This window comes from Wenzhouxiangella sp. YN1 (assembly GCF_056324145.1).
The window spans coordinates 266,128-282,366 of the sequence record NZ_JBJNIO010000155.1 but is presented as its reverse complement, the minus strand read 5'-3'; the positions used below and the strand labels follow the sequence as shown (position 1 = coordinate 282,366).

13 protein-coding genes are annotated in these 16,239 nt (G+C 62.3%); 9 read left to right on the top strand and 4 right to left on the bottom strand.

What is annotated here, in order from left to right; genetic code table 11:
• Positions 1-62 precede the first annotated feature (62 nt).
• Positions 63-629 (top strand): hypothetical protein, encoded by a 567-nt coding sequence (locus ACEWQZ_RS12525; RefSeq protein ID WP_476483435.1) that lies wholly within the window; start codon positions 63-65, stop codon positions 627-629.
• On the top strand, positions 626-1,507 hold the full coding sequence (gene tesB, locus ACEWQZ_RS12520; RefSeq protein ID WP_476483434.1) for an acyl-CoA thioesterase II: 882 nt from the start codon (positions 626-628) through the stop codon (positions 1,505-1,507). Before ACEWQZ_RS12525 ends, tesB begins: the two co-directional genes overlap by 4 nt.
• A gap of 16 nt (positions 1,508-1,523) precedes the next feature.
• Here the strand turns inward: tesB and ACEWQZ_RS12515 are convergent, their stop codons facing one another.
• Together ACEWQZ_RS12515 and ACEWQZ_RS12510 are read right to left on the bottom strand one after the other, a co-directional pair.
• Positions 1,524-2,573: a succinylglutamate desuccinylase/aspartoacylase family protein gene (locus ACEWQZ_RS12515; protein WP_476483433.1), complete on the bottom strand. Its 1,050-nt coding sequence runs from the start codon at positions 2,571-2,573 to the stop codon at positions 1,524-1,526.
• 13 nt (positions 2,574-2,586) lie between these two features.
• Positions 2,587-3,855: an MgtC/SapB family protein gene (locus ACEWQZ_RS12510; RefSeq protein ID WP_476483432.1), complete on the bottom strand. Its 1,269-nt coding sequence runs from the start codon at positions 3,853-3,855 to the stop codon at positions 2,587-2,589.
• Positions 3,856-3,976: 121 nt separating this feature from the next.
• On the opposite strand from ACEWQZ_RS12510, the gene typA reads away from it, so the two are divergent.
• From typA to ACEWQZ_RS12495, 3 genes are all read left to right on the top strand, one after another.
• The gene (typA, locus tag ACEWQZ_RS12505) at positions 3,977-5,782 is read left to right on the top strand and encodes a translational GTPase TypA (protein WP_476483431.1); all 1,806 of its coding nucleotides are present in this window, start codon (positions 3,977-3,979) and stop codon (positions 5,780-5,782) included.
• Between the two features lie 315 nt (positions 5,783-6,097).
• Complete coding sequence (locus tag ACEWQZ_RS12500) at positions 6,098-8,734, top strand: serine/threonine-protein kinase (RefSeq protein ID WP_476483430.1); 2,637 nt, start codon at positions 6,098-6,100, stop codon at positions 8,732-8,734.
• A 64-nt stretch (positions 8,735-8,798) separates the two neighbouring features.
• On the top strand, positions 8,799-9,392 hold the full coding sequence (locus tag ACEWQZ_RS12495; protein WP_476483429.1) for an ECF-type sigma factor: 594 nt from the start codon (positions 8,799-8,801) through the stop codon (positions 9,390-9,392).
• A gap of 90 nt (positions 9,393-9,482) precedes the next feature.
• On the opposite strand, the gene ACEWQZ_RS12490 is transcribed toward ACEWQZ_RS12495, so the two are convergent.
• Together ACEWQZ_RS12490 and ACEWQZ_RS12485 are read right to left on the bottom strand one after the other, a co-directional pair.
• Positions 9,483-10,691 carry a right-handed parallel beta-helix repeat-containing protein gene (locus ACEWQZ_RS12490; RefSeq protein WP_476483428.1) on the bottom strand — a complete coding sequence of 403 codons (1,209 nt, stop codon included), beginning with the start codon at positions 10,689-10,691 and terminating at the stop codon, positions 9,483-9,485.
• 116 nt (positions 10,692-10,807) lie between these two features.
• On the bottom strand, positions 10,808-11,809 hold the full coding sequence (locus ACEWQZ_RS12485) for a right-handed parallel beta-helix repeat-containing protein (RefSeq protein ID WP_476483427.1): 1,002 nt from the start codon (positions 11,807-11,809) through the stop codon (positions 10,808-10,810).
• 199 nt (positions 11,810-12,008) lie between these two features.
• Between ACEWQZ_RS12485 and ACEWQZ_RS12480 the strand changes: the two genes are divergently transcribed.
• The 4 genes from ACEWQZ_RS12480 to prpC all read left to right on the top strand — a co-directional run bounded on the left by ACEWQZ_RS12480 (position 12,009) and on the right by prpC (position 16,202).
• Positions 12,009-12,569 carry a PH domain-containing protein gene (locus tag ACEWQZ_RS12480; protein WP_476483426.1) on the top strand — a complete coding sequence of 187 codons (561 nt, stop codon included), beginning with the start codon at positions 12,009-12,011 and terminating at the stop codon, positions 12,567-12,569.
• Positions 12,570-12,580: 11 nt separating this feature from the next.
• Positions 12,581-14,107 (top strand): PH domain-containing protein, encoded by a 1,527-nt coding sequence (locus ACEWQZ_RS12475; RefSeq protein WP_476483425.1) that lies wholly within the window; start codon positions 12,581-12,583, stop codon positions 14,105-14,107.
• Between the two features lie 92 nt (positions 14,108-14,199).
• Positions 14,200-15,084, top strand: coding sequence for a methylisocitrate lyase (gene prpB, locus ACEWQZ_RS12470; protein WP_476483424.1), 885 nt, complete (start codon positions 14,200-14,202; stop codon positions 15,082-15,084).
• A complete protein-coding gene (gene prpC / locus ACEWQZ_RS12465; protein ID WP_476483423.1) occupies positions 15,081-16,202 on the top strand; it encodes a bifunctional 2-methylcitrate synthase/citrate synthase in 1,122 nt (373 codons plus the stop codon). Before prpB ends, prpC begins: the two co-directional genes overlap by 4 nt.
• The last annotated feature ends 37 nt before the right edge of the window (positions 16,203-16,239 follow it).

The window sequence follows — 16,239 nt, the reverse complement described above, 5'->3', positions numbered from 1 at the left end:
GGACCCGCGGTGCCTCTGCAGGAGGTATAGTATTCAGCCTGTCAACCCAGTCGGAGTACATCATGCGAAGCATCGTCTGCCTTGGGGCACTGCTGTTATTCACATCCGCCAGCGCAAAACCGGTGGATGATTTCTGGTCCAGTCTGCAGGCGCTTTGCGGCCAGGCCTTCGAGGGTAAGCTGATCGAGGCACCAGCCGGAGAGAACGATTCTGCCGGCAAGCGCCTGTTGATGCACGTGCGTGAATGCAGCGAAGGGAAAATCCGCATTCCCTTCATGGTGGGCGATGATCGCTCGCGCACCTGGGTGCTTACGCGCAAGGGCGATCGCATCGAGCTCAAGCATGATCATCGTCACGCAGACGGCAGTGACGAGGACGTGACCATGTATGGCGGCACCACGACCAATAGCGGCATGGCGGGGGTTCAGTACTTTCCCGCCGACCAGCAGACGCGTGAAATCATCGAGCCGGCATTTTCGAATGTCTGGACGATGCGCGTCGAGCCGGATGAAACCTTTACTTACGGTCTGTGGCGCCTGGGCACGCCGCGGGTGTTTCAGGTTGACTTTGATTTGAGCAACCCGGTTGATGCGCCGCCGGCGCCCTGGGGCTGGGAAGATGATGCATGAACGATGCCCTGGCATCGGTCATCGGGCTGCTTGATCTCGAGCGCCTGGAAAACAACCTGTTTCGCGGTCAGAGCCATGATATCGGCGCGCCGCAGGTGTTTGGGGGCCAGGTTCTGGGGCAGGCGTTGTCTGCTGCACACGCCACGGTCGAGGGGCGCAGGCCGCACTCGCTGCACGCCTATTTTCTCCGGCCGGGTGACTTCAACCTGCCGGTGATCTACCAGGTCGAGCGCTCGCGCGACGGCGGCAGCTACTCCAACCGCCGTGTCCTGGCCATTCAGCACGGGCAGCCGATTCTGAACCTGGCCGCTTCGTTTCACGTCGGCGAGGAAGGATTCGAACACCAGTTCGAGATGCCGTCGGTGCCGGGGCCGGAGGGGCTGTCAAAGAGCATCGACATTCAGGACTCGATCATCGACCGCGTGCCCGGAAAAATGCGCAGGTTGCTGGCGCACCGGCCGCCGCTGGAGTTTCGTCCGGTCGAGCCGCCAAAGTTCATCGATGCCGAGGCCCGCCCGCCGCGAAAACACGTGTGGATGCGCGCCTGGGATCAGCTGCCTGATGATCCGGCGCTGCACCGCAATCTGCTCACCTACGTGTCCGACTACGAACTGCTGGGAACAGCGACTTTACCGCACGAGCTGGACTTCAGTACGCGACCGGTGCAGATGGCCAGTATTGATCATGCCTTGTGGTTCCATCGCCCGTTCCGGGTTGACGAATGGCTGCTCTATGCCTGCGACAGCCCCAGCAGCCACGGCGGGCGCGGGTTTACCCGCGGCCAGTTCTTCAGTCAGTCGGGCGAGCTGGTGGCGTCCACGGCTCAGGAAGGTGTGATCCGCTCCTGGGATCCGGGCAAGGCCGGGCGAGCCCGGTGAGCGGAAGCTTGTCGAGTCAGGTTTCCTCGCCGTAGGGAAAGTCGTCGGACTCCAGCGACTCGGTATAGTCGCCGACGCGTTCGTGGGCGATATCGGTGCGGTAGAAGCGCGCGACGTGATAGATCGCGTCGCCTTCGTTGACCAGCGGCAGGTTGAGACAGCCGATGACGATTCCGGAAAAGGGCGCTCTGATCTCCGTTTCCTCCTCGCCGAATGGATCAGATACTGCCCCGAGCACGGTTTCATCACGGCTGACGCGATCACCCAGCTGCGCGCGAGCGCGGAACAGTCCGCTCTGCGGTGAGCGTACCCAGCTGCTCGAACGGGCGATGACCGGCACGGGGGGCGCTTTCTTTCGGGTTCTGCGCAGCATTCCGAGCTGGCGCATGACGCGCACGATGCCTTCCACTCCGCCGCGTATGGCCACTTCGTCAAAGCGCAGGGCCTCACCGGCCTCGTAGAGCAGGATCGGAATCTCGTGGTCCATCGCAGCCATCCGCAGAGAACCATCGCGCAGGGCAGAATTGAGAATGACCGGCGTTCCGAACGCCTGTGCCAGCGTCAGGGTGTCTTCGTCGTCCAGGTTGGCGCGAATCTGCGGCAGGTTGCTGCGGTGCAAGGCGCCGGTATGCAGGTCGATTCCGTGCGTGGCCTGGCTGACGATTTCATTCATGAAAAGATGCGCTACCCGCGCGGCGAGCGACCCTTTGCCCGAGCCGGGGAAACTGCGGTTGAGATCGCGTCGGTCGGGGAAATAGCGCGACTGATTGATGAAGCCGTGCAGGTTGACGATGGGGACGGCAATCAAGGTGCCTTTCAGGCGCTTGAGCGCCGGCACCTTGAGCAGACGCCGGATGATTTCCACGCCGTTGAGCTCGTCGCCATGGATGGCCGCGGAGACAAACAGCACCGGGCCTGCGCGCTTGCCGCACAACACCTGAACCGGCATCGTGGCCGGGGAATGCGTGTACAGGCGCCCGGCTTCCAGATTGATGCTGCGACGCTCGCCGGGGTGAACTTCAACGCTGCCGATCCGGATCGGCTGGTTTTCCATTTTGCGGGGCATGCGCTTCAGAGCCTCACAGGTGTTGCCACAGTGCGGTGGCCAGTCCACCGATGGCCGCCGCCACCAACGGCGCGATGACCCGCCGGCCAAGCGCGCGCCCGCCGATTCCGGACGCCAGAGCTACCTTGACCAGCGAGTTGACGCTGGCGGCAATGGTAATGCCGACCACGGCAACGGTCGCACTGATCTGGTCACGGCTCATCTGCGACAGGGAGATGTTGATGGCATCCACGTCCGCTATTCCCGACGCTGCCGCGAGTGCCCACAGCCCGGCGTTGCCGGCCCATTCGGAAAGCATCTTGCCCAGCAGCAGCACGACGGCCAGCAGCCCGCCGAACAGCAGCGCCGATTTAAGCTCCATCGGGTTGCGCAGCGCACTGGCTTCCTGCTCGGCATGGGATTCGTGCTTCTGGTGGCGCAGCAGAAAATAGACCGGCGCAAGCGTGGCGACCAGCATGACCGTTGCCGGCATCCACAGCAACGGCAGCAGCGCCGGGTTGACCAGCGCGGCGACCACGATCATGCGCCCCAGCATCGACGTGCAGGCCAGCAGGATGCCGGCCGCCAGCACCGAGGTCATGCCACCCTGTTGCTGGCTGATGCGCGAGAAGGCGAGCGTGGTCGCAGTCGAAGAGGCGAGGCCGCCGGCCAGGCCGCCGAAAACGATACCTTTCTGCGGGCCGATGACGCGAATGGCGATGTAGCCGAAAAACGAGATCGCCGCGATCAGAACGACCCACAGCCAGATCGTGTGCGGGTTGAGCGCCTCCCAGGGGCCGTAACCACGGTCGGGTAGAATGGGCAGCAGCACCACCGAGATCAGCAGCAGCTTGAGCACCGCCGACAGCTCTTCGCGCCGAACGCGCTCGAGCCAGCCGTGCAACTGTTCCTTGAAACGCAGCAGCATGGCCATGACGATGGCCGCCGCTGCGGCCGGTGCGATATGCCCAACGCCCGCCAGCGCAGCCAGCAGATAGGTGGCCAGCGAGGCCGTTTCGCTGGTGATGCCGAAGTCATGACCCGTGCGCGTGGTCATCACATAGGCCGTGGCGCTGGAGATGACCAGACCGATGAAGACCAGGCCGATCAGCCAGGTGGAGCCGTCCTGGCTGAGCAGCCCGACCGTGCCCCCGATCAGTCCGATCAGGCCGTAGGTGCGCAGTCCGGCCACGCGCCGGCCCTCTTCGACGTCGCGGCCCTGCCAGCCGCGTTCGGCACCGATCAGCAGGCCAATGGCCAGCGCCACGCTCAGAAGAATGAAAGAATCGGTTGCTACAGGCATGTCACCATATTAAACCCGCGCGATGGAGTGCGGGCAGTTCAGGGCATCATTGCCGACTTTACTGCAGTCGGCGGGTCCGCTGCCGCACTATAATGCGCACCCCACAACCAAGCGAGAGTCAATGAAACTTCGTAATATCGCCATCATCGCCCACGTCGACCACGGCAAGACCACCATGGTTGACCAGCTGCTACGCCAGTCCGGCGAGTTCGCCGCCCACGAGCGCGTTGAAGAACGCGTCATGGACTCCGAAGATCAGGAGCGCGAGCGCGGTATCACGATCCTGTCGAAGAACACCGCCATCAACTGGAACGACTGGCGGATCAATATCGTCGACACTCCCGGTCATGCTGATTTCGGCGGAGAGGTCGAGCGGGTGCTCTCGATGGTCGACTCGGTGCTGCTGCTGGTCGACGCTGTCGATGGACCGATGCCGCAGACCCGTTTCGTGACCCAGAAGGCCTTCGACATGGGCTTTCGTCCGATCGTCGTGATCAACAAGATCGACCGGCCGGGCGCGCGCCCGGACTGGGTGCTCAACCAGACCTTCGATCTGTTCGACAAGCTTGGCGCCAGCGATGAACAGCTCGACTTTCCGGTCATTTATGCCTCGGCGCTCAACGGCTTTGCCTCGACCGAGCCCGACGTCAGCGACGGCGACCTTACACCGTTGTTCGAGGCCCTGATCGAGCACGTGCCCGCGCCCGACGTGGATCCCGACGGCCCGTTCCAGATGCAGATCTCGAGCCTGGCCTATTCCTCCTACGTGGGCCTGATCGGGGTCGGGCGCATCAAGCGCGGTCGAATCCGGCCCAATCAGGCGGTCACCGTCGTCGATCGCGACGGCCAGAGCCGCTCCGGCCGGGTGCTGCAGGTGCTGGGCTTCAAGGGGCTCAAGCGTGAGGAGGTCGACGAGGCCAGCGCCGGCGATATCATTGCGGTGACCGGGGTCGAGGATCTCGGCATCTCGGCGACGCTTTGTGATCCGGCCAGCGTTGAACCCATGCCGGCGCTGCAGGTGGACGAGCCGACCATTCACATGACCTTTCAGGTCAACAACTCGCCGTTTGCCGGGCGTGAAGGCAAGTTCCTGACCAGCCGACAGCTGCGCGCACGCCTGTATCAGGAGGCCAGCCACAACGTCGCGCTGCAGGTATCCGATACCGGCGACCCTGAACAGTTCGACGTCGCCGGTCGCGGCGAACTGCACCTGTCGGTGCTGATCGAGACGATGCGCCGCGAGGGCTACGAGCTGGCCGTCTCGCGCCCGCGGGTACGCAAGAAAAAAGACGACAGCGGTGCGGTGCAGGAGCCCTGGGAGCAGGTCGTGCTCGACATCGACGAAGCCCATCAGGGGGCGGTCATGCAGGCCATGGGCGAGCGCATGGGCCAGCTCGAGAACATGCAGCCCGACGGCAAGGGCCGGGTGCGGCTCGACTACATCGCGCCGGCGCGCGGCCTGATCGGTTTTCAGAACGCCTATCGCACGATGACGTCGGGCACCGGCTTGTTCTTTCGGGTCTTCGACCACTGGGGCCCGGCCACCGAGCGCGTCGCCGAGCGCGCCAACGGCACCCTGATCAGCATGGAAAACGGCACCAGCGTTGCCTTTGCACTGTTCAATCTGCAAGACCGCGGCAAGATGTTCATCGGCCCTGGGCAGGACATCTACGAAGGCCAGATCATCGGCCTGCATGCCCGTGACAACGACCTGGTCGTCAACCCGATGAAAGGCAAGAAGCACAGCAATATTCGCGCCGCCGGCAAGGACGACGCCGTCCAGCTCACCCCGCCGGTCCGAATGACGCTCGAACAGGCACTGGAGTTCATCAATGACGACGAACTGGTTGAAGTCACGCCCGAGCACATCCGCCTGCGCAAGCGCCTGCTCAAGGAGCACGAGCGCAAGCGCGCCGGGCGAGCCTAGTCGGCCCCGTCACTCACTGGGCACCTTCCGATTCACGGTTAGTGCTGGGGTACACTGTTGACTCGGCATCAAGGCAGGTTGCATCCAGGGCTCCAGGAGTGGCCCGACTCGGCGTTGCCGCTCTTGAAGAGGGAATGACCCTTCCCGGCGAGCGACGCCTCGATTCGGGCCATTCCTGGAGCCCTGAATGCAACCTGCTTTGATGCCGGCTTAACAGGGCTGCAGCCGTCGCGGTGGGTGACGACTGCGAACGCAAAGGGCCGGGTGATCTCAGAGGGATACGGTGTGTCGCGCCTGACTCCAGCACGTCGCTTGTTGCTGAATCGACTTCTGGACCAGCTTCTCGAGCTGGACGATCCTGCTCGTGAGCAACAGCTGGCAGCCATCGCTGCGCGCGCACCGCGGGTTCATCGCTGGCTGGTCGACCTGCTGGCGGCCAGCCTGGAGCCGGCCCGGTTTCTGGATACCCTGTTTGAGCGCGTAGGTCTGGCCGCCAGGCAGGACGCGCGTTTCAGGCAGGAAGTGCTGCTTCCAGCCGGCACTCGGCTGGGCCCATGGCGAATCGAGCAAGCCGTTGGCAGCGGCGGGATGGGCACGGTCTACCGGGCAGGGCGGGCCGATGGGGCGTTCGAGATGGATGCAGCGATCAAGCTCATCCGGGTTCGGCAGAAAGCCCTGGATCAGCGGCTTGCCGTCGAGCGGCAGCTCTTGGCGCGGCTGAGCCACCGCAATATCGCCCGCCTGATCGATGGCGGCACCACCGAGGATGGTCATGCCTATCTGGTCATGGAGTGGGTTCCCGGGCGCGACCTCGATGAATACATTCGCGATGAAAGCCCCGATCTGGCGACCCGCCTGGACCTGTTCGAGCAGATGGCGCGCGCGGTGGCGCATGCGCATCAGTGCCGGGTGGTGCACAGCGATCTCAAGCCCGGCAACGTTCGCATCAACGAGGAAGGTGCAGTTCGTTTGGTCGATTTCGGCGTGGCGCAGCTGCTCGAAGACCAGGCGAGTGATGAGTCAGGGCTCAAGGTACTGACGCCCGCCTTCGCAGCACCTGAGCTTCTGGCCGGTGAGCCGGTGTCGACCCAATCCGACGTCTGGTCGCTGGGCGCCATGCTGCACTGGCTCATGACCGGCGCGTTGCCGGGCCGGCATGCCGGTGCGGTTGACGCGGGTCAGCTGCCTGAAACCCTTGCTCGCCGCGAAGACATGGCGGCAATCATTACGCAGGCGACTGCCGAACAGCCGCGGGATCGATACGGATTCGTCTCCGGTCTGATTGCAGACCTTCATCGCTATCGTGCGCAGCTTCCGGTCAGTGCGCGCCCGCCGACGCGGATGTATCTCCTGACGCGCTTCGTGCAACGCCATCGCCTAATGGTTGGCGCGGCCACGGCGGTAACGTTAGCGCTGTGCCTGGCGCTTGCCACAGCCCTCTGGCAGGCTCGTTCAGCAATGCTCGAGCGCGACCGCGCCACGGCCCAGACCGAGCGCGCCATACAGGCCGAAGCCCAGAGCACGCAGCTGGCTCGTGAGCTGGAGCAAGTCGTTGCTTTCCAGGCCGAACAGCTTTCCTCGATCGACGCCCGGCAAATGGGCGCCGGGATGCGGGCGGCGATCGTTGATCTGCACCGAGTTTCGCTGGCGCGAGACGGTCTCGGCAACGAGGAGCTGGAACGGGAAGAATCAAATGCGCAAGCCATGCTTGCTCGGATCAACTTCACGGACCTGGCCCGCAACACGCTTCGGGAAAACATCTTCGACCGCGCGCTCGATGCCATCGACACGCAATTTGCCGATCAGCCGCTGGTTCGCGCCCGGCTGCTGCAATCAGCAGCAGCGACACTGCGCACGCTGGGCCTGGGCATGCAAGCTGGCCTGCCGCAGGCCCGGGCTCTCGCGATTCGGCGAGAGCGGCTGGGCAACAGGCACCCGGACACGCTCGATTCGATCAACCGCATGGGGCAGCAAATGGCTTTCGAGGGTCGGCGTGAGGAATCACTGGGGTTCTTCCGCGAGGCCATGGCCGGCTTCGAGGCCCTGCATGGGCCCGAGCATCCGGCCACGCTTACCGCGCTGAGCAATGTAGGGACCGCGCTGGAAGCATTGGGGCAATATGCCGCAGCCGAACCCTTTTTCCGCAAGGCCTTGCAGGGGCGGCGCGTCGTGCTCGGTGACGAACACCGGGATACGATGATTTCCATTTCCAACATGGCTGCTTTGCTCGACAGTCTGGACCAACCTGATGAGGCTCTGGCGTTGTATCGGGAAGCGCTCGACAAGCGACGTCAACTGCTGGGGAATGAAGACCCCGACACGCTGCAATCGATCAGCAACCTTGGTGTGTTTCTTGCCAGCCAGAAACGCTTTGATGAGGCTGAGCCCTATTATCGAGAAGCGCTGGTTCGTCGTCGCAAGGTGCTTGGCCGGGAGCATCCCCAGACTTTGACATCAGCCAACAATCTTGGATATCTGATGGACCAGACCGGACGGCTGGCAGAAGCCGAGATTCACTATCGGGAGGCCTTGTCCATTTCGCGAAAGGTTCGTGGTGACGACCATCCCAGAACCCTGATTGCCATGAATAACCTGGCTGGCCTGCTGCACAAGCTCGAGCGGTTTGAACTGGCCGAAGCGCTTGCAAACGAAGCCGTAAATCGAGGTCGTCAATCGCTGGCCGACGGCCACTGGTATCTGGGCGTGTTCCTGAACCGTCATGGCCGTGATCTGGCGGCTCTGGGTCGTCATGACGAAGCTGTGGCAGCCATGCTGGAAGCGCATCAGATCTTCGTCGAGGCGCTCGGTGCCGAGGACAAGGGCACCAAAGTCGTGGTTGAGTCTCTCGTAAATGCCTACACTGGCTGGCACGAGGCCGCGCCCGAGGCGGGACATGATGAACGCGCAAGACACTGGCAGGCAGTACTGAACCCTGAGGAGACGGTTCCGTGAACACCGGGAATGTAAAGGCAGTGCTGGATTGGCGCTGCGGTTTGCGGCCGGCCGAGGTCGGGTCATGAAGGTCGATCCTTTTCGGCCGGTGCCCGAGCAAGAGGTTACGCAACTGTTGGCCGAGATCCACAAACAGCCGGAGCTGTTCGAACAACTGTTGCCGCTTGTCTATGACGACATGAAGCGGATCGGTCGTGCCCAGCGCCAGCGCCTGGGAAGCAGCGCGACGCTGCGAACGACTGCGCTGGTGCATGAGGCCTTTTTGAAGATGCAAAAAAGTGCCGGCGGTGAGATCGAGAACCGGCTGCATTTTCAACGCCTGGTTGCCCGTGTCATGCGCCAGCTCATAGTCGACTACGCTCGCAAGCAACTGGCGGAAAAACGCGGCGGCGACCAGATCCGCGAGACCTTCGAAGAGGCTGAGTACAGCCTGGAAGCCGAGGATCTGGTGCGGGTGATGGCGGTGGACGCGGCGCTCCAGCGCATGGCCACAGACGATCGCCGCATGACAGAGGCGCTGGTGGCTCAGCTTTATGCCGGCTTCACCGTCGAGGAAATTGGTGAAATGTTCGGCTTGTCCAGCCGCACCGTGATTCGCGATCTACGGCGGGCGCGGGCCTGGCTGACAATCGAGCTGGCTGAATTCGACCCGGGCTAGGGTGCTTCTTGCTTCTTGCTTCTTGCATCTGCAAGCCCGGGCATGTCCACTTCACCTGCTTGATCTGGAGTGCTTGTGCATGCCCCGTGCTCACTCGAAGCGGTCCGAAAAGATCGCGTCTTCGGGGGTGATCAGCCGCCAGGGCTGGTTGCTGAACTGGCTGGTGTTGCCAGAGGCGTCAGTTGCGGTGGCGACCAGGTAGGTTGAAGTATCAACCGGCTGGTTGAGCGCCAGCGTGCCGGTGCGAAACTCGAACGCTGCCGAGATCGGATAAACCATGGAGCCGATGAAGGTCTTGCCCTGCGGGCTGCTGCCGTCGGTCAGGTAGAAGTCGATGGTCAGCGGATAGTCGGCGTTAGCTGGTGTGGTCTGGACGCGGACGCGGTAATTTATTTCTCCTGCTTCGGCATCGTATTCGGTGGCAGCGGCGTCGAAGTCGGGGTAGTTCATCAGCCTGTTCGGCCCGCTTGCAGCGCCGCCAATATCAAGTTCTTCCATTCCCAGGTCGATGCCCCGCGTGCCGGCCGGCCCGTTGCTGTAAATGCTGTTTCCTCGAATCACGTTGCCGGTCGAATTGTCATCGGCGCGCTCGAGGCTTATGGCTTCATCATTGTAGGCAATTATGTTGCCGTCACCGCTTCCTCCGGGCAGCCAGGATTCGGGGTTGATGACATCGCTCAGCGCGTAGCCCACCCGATTGTCGGTTATGGTCGAGCTGGAACTGCCGTCGAAGTAAATGCCTTTGCGATTGGGCATGGGCTCGCCGCTTGAATGGACACCGATAAGGTTGCTGGCGATAATGACGCCGCTGGCATCCCCATGTAGACGAATGCCGCTAGATGTGCTGTTGACAATGATGTTGCCTGTTTCGTAGGGGCCAAATGGATCTTCATACAGGCCGATGCTGACTCTGCCATGAGGGGCAGAAACATTTATTCCTGTCGTGTTGCCGAGTGATGCGCCACTGGCATTGGTTCCAATGTAGTTGTTGATGATGGTTATTGGGTTGATCACATCGAAGCTGACACTGATACCAGTACCGTTGTGCCCAATCACGTTTGCGTCGGCGATATCGGAAGAACCGACCCTACCATGACCATATCCTATGAATCTGATACCGTTGGCGTTATTTCTAATTTGATTTCGATGGATAAAATCGCCGGCACCGGCAATATATATTCCGTCGAAATTATGCGCGATCGTATTGCTGATAATCCGGCTGTTTAGGCCGACAGAATCGGACACATAGATTCCATATCTCATCCCAAGATCTTCATCGGCCTGATTGATCCCGATCAAGTTCGAGGTCATCCTGTTAGCGCTGGCCCCCCAAACAAGGTGTATGCCGATGAGCGAGTGCCCGATCACGTTGCCGCCTCCGTAGGTGCCAATGCGATTGTCGGATCCCCCGGAGATTACGATGCCAGATTGACTATTCCCGTAGTCTGCGGAACGTATCCCGGCGCAGTGCCATTGGTATGAGGTGTGCCAATACGGTTACTCCAGATAATCTGCTCATCAGCCTCGACCAGAATGCCCGATATGCCGTTATTGGAGATGGTGTTGCCTCTGATGAATCCGACGGCGTTGTTGGGGCCGGCGCTGTCGGCAATGAATACTCCGTAGTCGCCATTGCCACTTGCTCCAAATGGTGAATAGCTGTCGGATGATGAGCCGGTCCGTATCAGCCCGATCACGTTGCTCTGCATGACATTATGGGCTGACCCATTGTGTATCCAGATGCCGCTTTTGCCATTGGCTCTGATGGTGTTGTTGCGAATGTTGTTGGAATCGGAGCCGCTGATTCTCAGGCCGTTGGCTCCGTTTCCTGCGGGAGCGTACCCATAGGGCGTCCAGGCGCCGCCAAGCACGTTGTGTTCGATAAGATAATTGCCGCCGCCGCTCAGCAGGATGCCATGCTGACCGAATCCCTGAATGCCGATGTTACTCACCGTCGAGCCCGCCGCGCCCGACGAGAACCTCAGCCCACTGAAACCGCCGCTGCCCGGGCCGCGAATCACCAGGTGAGTGGCGCCATCCTGCTCCCAGTCCGGGTGGGTTTCGCCAGCGATGGTCACTTTGTTGCTGATGAAGGGCAGGCCAGAGTTGACCTCGATTATCGACATTTTTGCAGGGACGACGTTGCGCTCGATGTCCTGGTGGATCTCGATGGTGACCGGACCGGCGGTTGCGTTTGCTTCCTCCAGGGCGGCTCGCAAGGTGCATTCTCTCATCCGCACTGGTCCGACCCAGATTTGAACGCCGGTCCAGCAGCGCCCGTCGCCCGGATCCGAGTTTTGAGCATCTCCAAGCGAGTTGATGGTAAAAGTGGTTTGTGCCAGTACTGCGCCGGCGGCGAGGCTGAGGCCAAATATCAGTATGGCGTGGAACATGCGAATCAATTTCGATGAGTTCATTGTGCTTTTTTATTGGGATCTTGTATTGGGATACGCGCTCTGCGAGAAAATGAAGACAGGGTGAATCGGTTTGATCAGGCAAACCCCGACCTGCGGAACCAGAAGGCCCTGTATCATTGAGCAGATTACGCACTCAAGCGGCGCATGGCCTGCTGACCGCAGACCGATGGTGACTTATGCTTCAGAAACTGGTTTGAGGATGGAACGGGCAGATTCTTTCAGCAATGAGCAGGTTGACTTGTCGGCACTGCCGGATTTCCGACGCGTCGAGCTCACCGCCGCGGCGCGCGCCTTTCTGCCCTGGGCGCTGATCACGCAGACCGGCTTCTGGCTGATGCTGGCCGCGGCCGTGCTGGTGGTGCCGATGCTGCCTTTCGTGCCGCTGGAGGGGTTCTGGTGGCTGCCTCTCGTGCCCGCCGCGATCGCCGTGCTGGCCGCGGTGCATGCCCTGCTGGATGTGCGCTATCGGGCCTGGGCCTTGCGCGAGCACGACCTGATCTATCGTTACGGCGTCATTTGGCGCAAGACCGTGATCATGCCTTTTGCTCGCATCCAGCACGTCGAGGCGGTGCATGGGCCGCTGGAGCGTCATCTGGGGCTGATGCGAGTCAAGTGTTTCACCGCCGGTGGCATGAGTGCCGATCTCACCGTCAGGGGTCTTGATCAGTCGGCGGCGAGGCGTGTGCGTCAGTATCTGCTCGAACAGATTGCCGCGACCGCCGAAGACGAGGCCGAGAAAGACCGAACGGGCGACGGCTGAGGTCACTGTCGATGAAGCAGACCGACCTTCACGCCTGGCAGCGTCTGGCCCCGATAGCGCTGCTGTTTCTGATTGTCAACGGCGGCGTCAAGCTGGTACGGGAAAATTTCTACGCCTTTGCCGGCGCCGGCGCCGGCTTTGCCTTTCTTGATCGTCTGGGCCTGCGCGAGTTTCTGCTCGGTGGTCTGGTGCTGTTGCTCGGAGGCGCGCTGATCGCCGCGGTCTACCATCGCAGATTCCGTTTTCGTATCGAGGGCGATGCCATCCGCCTGCGTCGCGGTCTGATCGAGAACAAGGATCTGCGCGTTCGCTTCGCCCGAGTGCAGAACGTGGGGTTGAGCCAGCCGCTTTATTTTCGGCCCTTTGGTCTGGTGCGATTCACGCTGGAGACGCCCGGCGCACAATCAGCCGAGGTCGTGCTGCCGGGGATCGGCCGCGAGCTGGCCCTGGCGCTGCGCGACCATATAGCCCGTCACGGCGCAGGCGAAATCGATCTGACTGCAAGCGCCGAACGTTGCACCGGTGCAGGGGAGGGCGGCAACGACAAAGCGCCGCTCGAATCCGAGCTGCTGCACGCGCCCGGCGGTCTGCGGCTGTTTCTGCATGGGCTGGTCAGCAATCAGGTCTGGTTGATTGTCGGCGTGGCCGCCTGGCTGGTCGGCACGCTCGGCGGGCGAGTCGAGCAATGGATCGAATCGTTTGGCGCCAAGCTGTTGTTCGAGCGCGCGCTGGCCATTGGCTGGATCGGGGCGGCCGCGCTCCTGGTCGGACTGCTTGCGCTGTTGTTCGCCCTCTCCGGTGCTCTGTCTCTGGTGCGCTTCCATGGCTTTGTCCTGCGCGATCGTGGTGATCGCTTTCTGGCGGTCAGCGGGCTGCTCGACAGGCGTGAGCAGGACATACGCCGTGAAAAACTGACCGGACTTGCGCTGCACCAGACGGCGCTGGGCCGCCTGATCGGGCAGTGGTACCTGGTGGGCAAGCAGGCCGGCAGCCGGGAGCAGGGCACGGGGCGCTCGCAAACGCAGTTCCTGGTGCCGGGCATGCGCCGCGATGATCTCGGCATGATTGCCCGGCTGATGCCGGGGTTTTCGGTGCCGCCGGGTTTCAATGCGGTCAGCCGGCGCCTGCGTAGCCTGCTGTGGATGCGACTTGCCGCAGTGGCGCTGACAGCGGTCGCGCTTGGCTGGTGGTTTCTGCCGGCGGCGAGGCCGCTACTGGCAGTTTTTCTGGCGGTCTTGCTGGTGGTGCTGTTTCTCATTCACCGCAGCTGGCGCTGCTGGGGCTGGCAGGTCGTTGACGGCGTGTGCTGGATTCGCCAGGGCGTGTTCGGGCTGCGCCAAGACGCTTTCGAGCTGGCAATGGTGCAGCAGGTGGTGCTGGTGGAATCCCCCTATCTTCGCCGCCACGGGTTGACCACGCTGCGCCTGGTGCTGCCCCAGGGACAGGTCAGCGTGCCTTTCATCTCGGTCAGCGATGCAGCTGAGCTGGCCAACCGGGCAATCCATGCGGCCGAGACCGCGCGGGTCCACCGCGTTTGAACTTCGGCCGGCTGCTTGCTGACAAGGCAGCCGAGAGCATCTCCCATGATAAAATGTTGAGCTGTTTCCATATTCCTGGAGTCCGCTTGAGCATGAGCGATCGAACACCCGGCGCACGCTTTCGCAAGCTGGTTGCCGACCAGCCGCCACTGCAGGTCGTGGGCACCGTCAACGCCTACTCCGCCTTGCTGGCCGAGCAGGCCGGCCATCAGGCCATCTATCTTTCAGGCGCCGGCGTGGCCAACGCGTCCTATGGCTTGCCGGACCTGGGCATCACGCAGCTGGCCGATGTGGTCGAAGACGCCCGCCGGATCACCGCGGCCAGCGATCTGCCGCTGCTGGTTGATGTCGACACCGGCTGGGGCAGTGCTTTCAATATTGCCCGAACCGTGCGCGAGATGGAGCAGGCCGGCGTCGCCGCCGTGCATCTGGAAGACCAGGTGGCGGCCAAGCGCTGCGGGCACCGGCCCAACAAGGCCCTGGTCAGCCCTGAAGAAATGGCCGATCGCGTGCGTGCGGCGGTGGATGCGCGCAGCGATGATTCCTTCGTGTTCATGGCGCGCACCGACGCCTATGCGGGCGAGGGCATGGCCGCGGCTGTGGATCGGGCCAACTTGTACGTCGAGTGTGGCGCCGACATGATCTTTGCCGAGGCCTTGCACACGCTGGAGGAGTTTGGCGAGTTTGCCCGTCAGGTTGACGTGCCGGTGCTGGCCAATATCACCGAGTTCGGCAAGACGCCGCTGTTTTCCGTCGACGAGCTGCGTCAGGCCGGGGCCGGCCTGGTGCTGTATCCGCTGTCGGCGTTTCGCTCAATGAGTCGGGCCGCGCTGATGGTCTACGAGGCCATCGGTCGCGACGGCCACCAGAAGAATGTGGTCGATACCATGCAAACGCGTGATGAATTGTACGAGGTGCTCGGCTATCACGAGTTCGAGCAGAAACTGGATCAGTTGTTCAGCAAGGAGTCGTCATGAGCGAGAAAAAACCCGGAGCCGGCCTGCGCGGCCAGTCTGCCGGACAGACTGAAATTTGTACCGTGGGCGCGGCCGGAAACAGCCTGCGCTACCGTGGCTATGCGGTCGACGAGCTGGCCGAGAAGGCCTCGTTCAATGAGGTTGCGCATTTGATTCTCAAGGGTCACCTGCCCGATAAACAGGAGCTGGACGCCTATGCCGGCCGCCTGAAGGGACTCAGAGGCCTGCCCGATACGCTCAAGGAGGTGCTCGAGCGCATTCCTGCCAGCGCCCATCCGATGGATGTGCTGCGCACCGGCGCGTCGTTTCTGGGCAACCTCGAGACCGAAGAAAGCTTCGATGCGCAGCAGGATGTCGCCGACCGCTTGCTGGCCTCGTTCCCCTCGATGATCACCTACTGGTATCGCTACAGCCACGACGGCAAGCGCATCGATGTCGAGACCGATGACGACAGCATCGGCGCGCATTTTCTTCACCTGCTGCACGGCAGCGAACCAAGCGAACTGCACGCGCGGGTGATGGACGTCTCCCTGATTCTCTACGCCGAGCACGAGTTCAACGCCTCGACCTTCACCGCCCGGGTCTGCGCCTCGACCCTGTCAGATATGCACTCGTGCGTGACCGGCGCGATCGGCTCGCTCAGAGGTCCGCTGCACGGCGGTGCCAACGAGATGGCCATGGCCATGCTCGAGAAATATCACTCGCCCGAGCAGGCGCGCGAAGACGTGCTGGCCAAGCTCGAGGCCAAGGATAAGATCATGGGCTTCGGGCACGCCGTCTACCGCGAGAAAGACCCTCGCAACGCTATCATTCGCGAATGGTCGCGCAAGCTGGCCGACGATGTCGGAGACGACACGCTTTTTGACGTCTCCGAAGCGGTCGAAAAGACCATGTGGGACGAAAAGAAACTGTTTGCCAACGCTGACTTCTATCATGCCTCCGCATATCACTTCATGGGTATTCCCACCAGCCTGTTCACGCCGATCTTCGTGATGGCGCGGGTGACCGGCTGGTGCGCCCACGTCATGGAGCAGCGCGCCAACAATCGCATCATCCGCCCCGGGGCCGACTACACCGGGCCGGAGGATCGCGCGGTGCCGCCGCTTGACGAGCGCTGATCGGGCAGACAAGGCCGGGCCGCTGACGGCCCGGCTT

Excerpts from the sequence above, each read along its gene's own strand:
- ACEWQZ_RS12525 (WP_476483435.1), top strand. The coding sequence starts at position 63 with ATGCGAAGCATCGTCTGCCTTGGGGCACTGCTGTTATTCACATCCGCC.
- tesB (WP_476483434.1), top strand. The coding sequence starts at position 626 with ATGAACGATGCCCTGGCATCGGTCATCGGGCTGCTTGATCTCGAGCGC.
- ACEWQZ_RS12515 (WP_476483433.1), bottom strand. The coding sequence starts at position 2,573 with ATGCCCCGCAAAATGGAAAACCAGCCGATCCGGATCGGCAGCGTTGAA.
- ACEWQZ_RS12510 (WP_476483432.1), bottom strand. The coding sequence starts at position 3,855 with ATGCCTGTAGCAACCGATTCTTTCATTCTTCTGAGCGTGGCGCTGGCC.
- typA (WP_476483431.1), top strand. The coding sequence starts at position 3,977 with ATGAAACTTCGTAATATCGCCATCATCGCCCACGTCGACCACGGCAAG.
- ACEWQZ_RS12495 (WP_476483429.1), top strand. The coding sequence starts at position 8,799 with ATGAAGGTCGATCCTTTTCGGCCGGTGCCCGAGCAAGAGGTTACGCAA.
- ACEWQZ_RS12485 (WP_476483427.1), bottom strand. The coding sequence starts at position 11,809 with ATGAACTCATCGAAATTGATTCGCATGTTCCACGCCATACTGATATTT.
- ACEWQZ_RS12480 (WP_476483426.1), top strand. The coding sequence starts at position 12,009 with ATGGAACGGGCAGATTCTTTCAGCAATGAGCAGGTTGACTTGTCGGCA.
- ACEWQZ_RS12475 (WP_476483425.1), top strand. The coding sequence starts at position 12,581 with ATGAAGCAGACCGACCTTCACGCCTGGCAGCGTCTGGCCCCGATAGCG.
- prpB (WP_476483424.1), top strand. The coding sequence starts at position 14,200 with ATGAGCGATCGAACACCCGGCGCACGCTTTCGCAAGCTGGTTGCCGAC.
- prpC (WP_476483423.1), top strand. The coding sequence starts at position 15,081 with ATGAGCGAGAAAAAACCCGGAGCCGGCCTGCGCGGCCAGTCTGCCGGA.